This is a genomic window from Zoogloea sp. (assembly GCF_041904905.1).
GTDB lineage: Bacteria > Pseudomonadota > Gammaproteobacteria > Burkholderiales > Rhodocyclaceae > Zoogloea.
On sequence record NZ_JAYRMI010000113.1, the window covers coordinates 1 to 7,052 of the forward strand.

The following is a 7,052-nucleotide window of genomic DNA, read 5'->3' on the forward strand; positions in this document are numbered from 1 at the left end:
GGGCGCTGGGGGGGGGGGGGGAGCGGGCTGGCGGAGGGCTGTTCGGTGAGCAGCAGGGCGGCCAGCCAAGGGGCAGCCTGGGCCGGGTTGCTGCCGGCGATGAGGGCGCGGTGGCGCTGGGTGAGGCGTGCGAGGTGTTGCGGGAGCCAGGGCGGCAGCGCGGGGGGCGCGCCGGCCCCGGCGGTGGGGCCGGCGGGCGCTGCCGACGGCACCGGGCCGGCCGGGGGCGTGGCGGGCGGGCTGAAGCGGTCGATGAGCCGGTGGGTGAGGCGGGTGGCTTCGTCGGGGGTGAGCAGGGTGGGGGCGGCGGCTTCGCTGCGGGCGAGGTCGGCCAGGGCGGCCAGCGCCCGGGCGGGTTTTCGCCGGAGCCAGCGCTGGAGGATGGCGGCGGGGGCGAGCGGGTCGGGGCTGTCGTCGTCGCCGGCGAGGTCGGGCGCCCACCAGGCGTCGGGCTGGCCGGTGGCACGGCGTTCCAGGTGTCGGCGCTCGGCGGCCCAGACGTCGGCAAACCAGGCGGCGGGGGCGTCCTGGTCGACGTCGCCGGGGGGGATGGCGGCGAGCAGCCGGGCGAGGCCGGCCTCGAAGGCGGCGGCCCAGCCGGCGGCAAGCTCGCCGGCGGGCACGTCGGCCGACACCTTGAGCCGGAGGTCGAGGGCGTGCACCGCGACGACGGCGCCAGCCGGCAGGCGGGCCCGGGCCAGGGCGCGCTCGCCGGCTCCGTCGAGGGCGCGGGCGAGTTGCCGGTCGGCGAGCTGGCGCACCTGCCCGGCGAGGGCCTGGGCGTGCTCGGCGTCGCCGCTGCGAATGCGGGTGGACAGCAGGCCGATGGCGAGGTCGTCGGTCATCGAACAACCCTCCCGTTACTGCGTGAGCACCTCCCCGGGGGAGGATGCGCGCCTCCTTCGGGTGGCGGGGCGAGTGCGCACATTGGCCGTGCCATCAGGTGCGCTTCACGAGCTTGAGGAAGCTGGCCTGACCGCCGGTGATGCGCAGCAGGTTGGCGGTCTGGTCGAGCACCGGACGGGTGGCGGCGGTGGTGGCGGTTTCGGTCTGGAGCTTTTCGATCACCGCGTCGGCGGGCTTGCCGGACTGGATCTCGGCTTCCACCTTCACCGCCAGCTCGGCGGGCACGCCCTTGGCGAGGGCTTCGGCGCCGGCCACGGCGGCGGCCCGGTCGGCCTGGAAGGCGCTGCGGAACTTCTCGTATTGCTCGGCGCCCAGGAGCTGCCGGGCTTCGTCGGGCGTCTTGGCGAGGACTTCCTTGACGGTGAGCGGGGTGTCGCTGCCGCTCACGTAGTCGGCCACCTTGCGGCTTTCGAGGCCGGCGCGCAGGTCGGCGTAGATGGGCCGGGCGTCGGCGTCGGCGAAGACGGCGGGGCCTTCCTGCACCAGATCGTCGGCGAGGGTGCGGGTGACTTCGGCGCCGCGGGTCACCGAGAGCCGGTTGACCACCGCCAGGGTCTGGGTGGGCTGCACGGCGGCGAGCACCTGGACAAGCTGGTAGTCGGGGTATTCGGCGGCGTAGGTGTCGGCCACCTGACCGACGGCGATGCGCTTGCGCTCGGCGGGGTCGGCGACGGTGTTCTCGAGGGCGGCCTCAGCCGATTGCACCTGGGCCAGGAAGGCCTGGTTGCGGGTGGTGACGGCGATGCCGGAGCCGCTCATGTCGGCGGCCTGGACCAGATTGGCCTGGACGTCGGGCTGGGCCATGAGGGCTTCGACGATGGCGCGCTTTTCGGCCGGCTGGCGCAGGTAGTGGGCGCGCAGCTCGTCGGTGGTGAGGGACCGGCTCTGCTTGGCGGACAGGCTCTGCAGCTCGGTGAGGAAGTTGACGAGGAACTGGAGCACTTCGAGCAGGTAGAACAGGGCGTCGAGGAGCACCAGCCGCTGCTTGACGTACACCACGAAGTGCCGCGGCAGCATGTCGAGGCCGACGCGGGAGATGAAGCCGGCCATGGCGTCGGCGGTTTCGTTGATGGTGCCGAACTGGCCCAGGGCGCCGCCGGCGGTGAGGAGCGGGTTGACGCCCCAGCGCTCGGCCTGGTCGAGGGCGTCTTCGGCGAGCCGGCCGACGAGCGGGTGCCGGCGGGTGAGGCCCTGGAGGGGGACGACCAGCTTGACGATCTCGGTGCGCCGGTTGACCAGGTCGTCCAGCCCCATCAGCTCGAAGAGGTTGGCGAGGATGCGGAAGTAGCCGGGCAGCGCGGCGGTTTCGGTCTGCTGCTTGAGCCCCGCCTGGAACAGGGAGGCCTTGTGGGTGCTGCGGTAGGTGTTCGCGCCCAGGCCGCCGGTGCCGCTACCCAGGCCGCCGCCGGGGGTGGCGGTGTCGCCGGCGTTGTCGTCACGGCGGCGGGAGAGCTGGATCGGGTCTTTGTCGAAGACGTTGTTGAGGTCTTCGAGGATGTCGTCGTCGTGCAGGGCGACGACGGCGTAGGGGATGACCCGGGTGTTCCAGAAGTAGTTTTCGGCCTGCTTGATGGCGCCCTTGACCAGCGGGGAGACGAGCCAGCGGCTGCCCTTGGTGGCGGCGAGCATCTTGTCGATGGTGTCGAAGCCGGTGTCGAACTCGCCGTCGGCGGCGCGCGGCCGGATGGGCAGGAAGCCGATCGGCGGGATGTGCCGGAAGCCGCGGGAGTAGAGGTTGTTGCCGTCCTGGTCCACCGGGCGCTGGGCGAGGCTTTCGGACAGCATGCACTGGAACTGGTGGATGCGCGCCCAGGCAGCGGCCCGGGGCGGGGCGCCGAAGCGGGTGCGGTGCCAGTCGTCGGCCTGGCTGTTGGCGATGGTGCGGCGGGGGATCCACTGGTCGAGGAACAGGATGCTGCCGTCTTCGCCAATGTAGATCATGGCGAGGGGAACGGCGCTGCTGTCGTGGCGGCCCCAGCCGGTATCGGCGTTGAAGGTGGTGTCGGTGCCGAAGCGCGGGTCCCAGCGCTTCCAGAGGGGGTGCTCGAAGACGTCGAAGTAGTAGGCCGAGAGGGTGCCGCGCAGATCCCAGACGGATTGCAGGTCCTGCCCGAAGGGGGTGTCCACCGGGAAGCGGGCCAGCGACAGGCCGAAGCCGCCGCGCCAGGTGTCGGCCTTGCAGTTGGCCGATGCTGCGCCGCCGCAGATCTCGCCCATCACCTTGGCGCCACCGGATTCGCTCTCGCTGGCCTGGATCACCAGCAGGTAGGCGCCGGCGGGCAGGCCGGCGCTGCCGCCGGTGGGGCCGGCGGGGTCGGGCGCGAGGCAGACGCAGGGGGTGAAATCGGTTCCGCCGCCGCCGACCACCTTCTGGGGCGTCTTGCGGTAGGCGCCCAGGAGCTGCTCGAGGGTGAACACGAAGCAGGGCTGGGAGACGACGATGGGGCGCCCGATGGCGTCGAAGGCGAGGCCCGGGGCCAGCACGATCTCGGCCGCCGGCGATACGCCGCCGACCCGGGTTTCGGAGTCGATGCCGGTCTGGTTGAGGCCGTCGGCGTTGAGCCCCAGGCCCCAGGCAATGCCCGGGGTCATGGCCTGGGCGGCGAGGCGGGTGCGGGCGTCGAAGTAGACGTCCTGGCGCGACAGGGCTTCGGCGGTGAGGTAGCGGCCGTTGAACCAGTTGGTGCGGCGCAGGGTGTTGTTGCCGCGCACGTCGCCGGTGGGGCCGCCGGTAAAGCCGGTGTCGCTGGCGGTGCCGGCGTAGTCCTTCAGGAAATCGGCGATGGAGGCTTCGTCGGCGGCGCTGAGGGTTTCGTTACGGGCGACCTTGGCGATCATCGTCAAGAGGCCGGCGTCCATGTTCTTCCACTTTTTCATGCTCATGTCGGCCTCCGGCTCAGGCGGTGGTGGGGTGGGTGGCAAACAGGCTGGCGTCGCGGCCGGTGCCGGGGGGCAGCACTTCGCCCGTGGCGCCGGCGAGGGGCTTGCCGTCGATGTCGAGGAGGGCGTTCGGGCCGGTGCCCGCCAGGCAGACCTGGTAGATGGTGCCGTCGGCCCACTCGCCGCCATCGACGGTGAGGGACAGGCCGGTGGCGGTGGGGGTCTGGACGAGGATGGGCAGGCTCACCCAGGCCTTGGTGGGCTCGTCGAAGCGCAGCACGCGGATCGAGGGCCCGGCGATGCTGGCGGGGAGCACGGGCCGGGTGGTGCCCACGTCGATCAGCATGTGGCCCAGGTCGGCGCCGTCGCCGGGGTGGGCGTGGAGGCCGCCAGCCTGGAAGCGGGGCGTGCCGCCGCCGGCTTCGAGGTGGATGCCGAGGGCGAGGTTGGCCACCGTCTGCACCGCCGGCAGCAGGGCGCGCACGCTGTTGTCGATGGCGCCGGAGAGCCGGACCCGCTCGACCGGGTTGCCCACGGGTTCGAGGTCGAGCACCGCGAGGAGCAGGGGCGCGTCGTCGGCGCCGCTCCACAGGCGGGCGGGGGGCGGCGCGGTGGGGTCGATGAGCTGGTCGAGGAGGCGGGTGCGGAGGTCGCCCGCCGGATTGGCGCGGGTGACGATGTCGCGGATGGGCAGGCCGGTGAGATCGGGTGCCTTGGCCTCCAGGCACAGGCGGTAGCCGTCCTGCACGCGGGATGGCGACAGGCCGGCATCGGCGCCCGAGCAGGGCTGGGTGATGGCCGGCACCTGCTCGGTGAGGCAGGCCCGGTAGCGCAGCACCACGTACACCCGGCGGCGGGTGTCGACGGCGTCGGAGGCGGGGGTGGCCGGCGGCGGGGCCGACAGGTCGCCCCAGAAGGGGGTGGCGGCGAGGCCGGCGATGTCGAGGCAGACCTTCTGGGGTATGTGCACTTCTCGCCCGAGGGGGTCGATGGCGAGCCCCGGTTCGCAGGTGAGGGTGAGCGCGGTTTCGCTCTCCTGGCTGCCTACCTTGAGCCCCCAGACCGTGCCGAACCCGTGCAGGGCGGCGTTGTGCAGGCGGCTGCGGAGCAGGAAGTAGCGCTGCTCGGTGGTGAAATCCTCGGCCCCGAGGAGCTGCCCGTAGCTGTAGCGCAGGCGGACGAAGGGGTCGCCCGGGGTGGCCGGGTCGAGGTCGTCGAGGGGGGCGAAGACGTTGGCGGTGAGGGTGCTCATGGCGATGCCTCCCATGGGTTCATGGGTTTGAAGTACGGGTAGCGGCCGTCGGCGTCTGCCGGGTGGCCGCGGTGGAGGGTGGTGAAGGTGGATAGCACGGCGCTGCCGAGCACCGCCGGCTGGGCGCGGTCCACCGGCCCCAGGTGCGAGATGCCGACGAGGCTGGCGCTGCCGACCCGGAAGCCGGCATCCAGCCAGCACAGGCGGTGCAGGGTGTGGGCGGGCTTGTTGCGTTCGATGGCGAGGTCGAGGACGGCGGCCAGGGTGTCGCAGCGGGCCCGGGGTACGATCACCGTGAAGCGGTGGGCGTGGCGGCGGTAGAAGGCGAGGAGGGCGTCGTCGGGCAGCGGGTGGTCCGGGTCGCGGGCCGGGCAGGGCGGGTCCTGGAAGGCGCGGCGGATCATCAGCGCGGCGTGGGCGCCGGCGAGGTCCTGCTCCCAGTCTTCCAGGCTGCCGGCGGCGAGGGTGCTTTCGCTGCCGCCCAGTTCAAGCGCCGGGCCGACCAGCGCGCTGCCCACGAAGGCGGCGGTGGGCCGGCGCAGGCGGAAGCCTTCGACGAGCTGCACCGGCGCTTCGGCGAGGATGGACAGCAGGCGGGTGAGGCCCGGCACGGTGCCGCGGGCCCGGTACAGCGCGGCGATGTTGGCGAGCAGTTCGCGGCGCACGCCTTCGCGGACCCGGGCATCGAAGCCAAGGGCGAGGAAATCCCCCAGCCAGGGCAGGGCCTCGGCGGGCACGAGGTTCGGGTCGAGGAGCTGGGGCAGCACGTCGATGCGCTGGTCCAGCTCGGTCGTCCAACCTTCGAAGAGCGCCAGGGCGCGTTCGGTGGCGTCGGCGGCGGCGGGGTCGGCGCGCCAGTAGGCGGGCAGGTAGTCGAGCAGCGAGGGGCGCGGGAAGGTGGCGCGCAGGGCGAACAGGCTGGGGCCCTGACGCCGGCTGCCGGACAGGCGCACCCGCAGCCACAGGTAGCGGCCGGCGGGCGGGGTGAGCAGCCATTCGAGGGTGACCATGCCGACGGGGGGCGTGGCGGCGGGCTGGCGGACGGCGGCGAGCGGGTCGTCGGAGCGGCGCTCGCCGACGCTGCCGGAGAGCGCCACGTCGGCCCGGGCGGGGCGGCGGTCGGCCACGCCCAGGCTGACCCAGCCTTCGGTCTCGCCCGGGATGCGCGAGCCCAGCGGCGGCCACGGGTCGTCGATGGCCGCCGGGCGCACGTCGCCGGCCCGGTCGGCGGGCAGGCGGGCGGCGCGGCGGATCTCGAAGGGCGGCAGGTCGTCGGCGGTCTTGGCCTCGACGTGCACCGTGCAGCCGGCGGGCAGGCACAGGTCGAGGAACAGCCGGTGCCAACGGCAGCCGAAGATGCCGGAATCGAGCGCCCAGGTTTCGACCACCCCGCTGTCGTCCAGCTCGGCCTCGCGGGGGTAGAGGGGGCGGGCACCGGCGGCGGTGCTGGCCATCGCCCGGGGGCTGTCGCCGTTGCGTTCGAGCCACAGGGCGCGGCCGTCGAAGCTGCGCACCGCAAAACCCCGCTCGGCCTCGACGCTGTCGGCGGCCAGGGTGTATTCGCGGAAGAGGTAGGGCAGCGGGTCGCCGGGGCGGTGGGAGACTTCGCCCACCAGCAGGCGGTTTGCAGCGGTGAGGAGGAGCTGCAGCGGCGCGGTGGCCATGGGCAGGGTGTGGAGCACCGCACCGGCCGGGCCGACGCGCAGGAGCTGCCAGCGATCCGGGCCGCCTTCGACGAGGGCGATGGCCTCTGGCCAGGCGGGGTCGGCCGCGACGGCGACGATGCGCCGGCCGGCCGTCTCTGGCGGCGCGTAGCCGTGCCAGCCGCCGCCCCAGGGCTGCACCACCAGGCGCGGGCGGGTGCGATCGCTGACCACCAGACCGAGGGCGCTGCAGGCAAAGCTGCCGGGCTGGATGTCGGGCGGGATGGGCACGGTGGCCTGCACGTGGACTTCGGGGGTGAGCAGGAGCAGGCGGCGCCCGGCCCGGTCGAGCAGCCAGCAGCGCCCGAGGG

General features: G+C 73.5%; 4 protein-coding genes. All 4 read right to left on the reverse strand.

All coding sequences use genetic code 11. The annotated features are described in order from the left end of the window. Window positions 1–845 (reverse strand): hypothetical protein (locus ACE3N6_RS18765; protein ID WP_374247345.1); only part of this gene is annotated, 845 nt, incomplete at its 3' end. Window positions 846–939: 94 nt separating this feature from the next. Then, window positions 940–3,789, reverse strand: a complete 2,850-nt coding sequence (locus tag ACE3N6_RS18770) for a hypothetical protein (protein WP_374247346.1) — start codon at window positions 3,787–3,789, stop codon at window positions 940–942. A gap of 13 nt (window positions 3,790–3,802) precedes the next feature. After that, on the reverse strand, window positions 3,803–5,038 hold the full coding sequence (locus ACE3N6_RS18775) for a hypothetical protein (RefSeq protein ID WP_374247347.1): 1,236 nt from the start codon (window positions 5,036–5,038) through the stop codon (window positions 3,803–3,805). Next, a partial coding sequence (locus ACE3N6_RS18780) for a phage tail protein (RefSeq protein ID WP_374247348.1) occupies window positions 5,035–7,052 on the reverse strand: 2,018 nt, incomplete at its 5' end. The genes ACE3N6_RS18775 and ACE3N6_RS18780, both read right to left, overlap by 4 nt.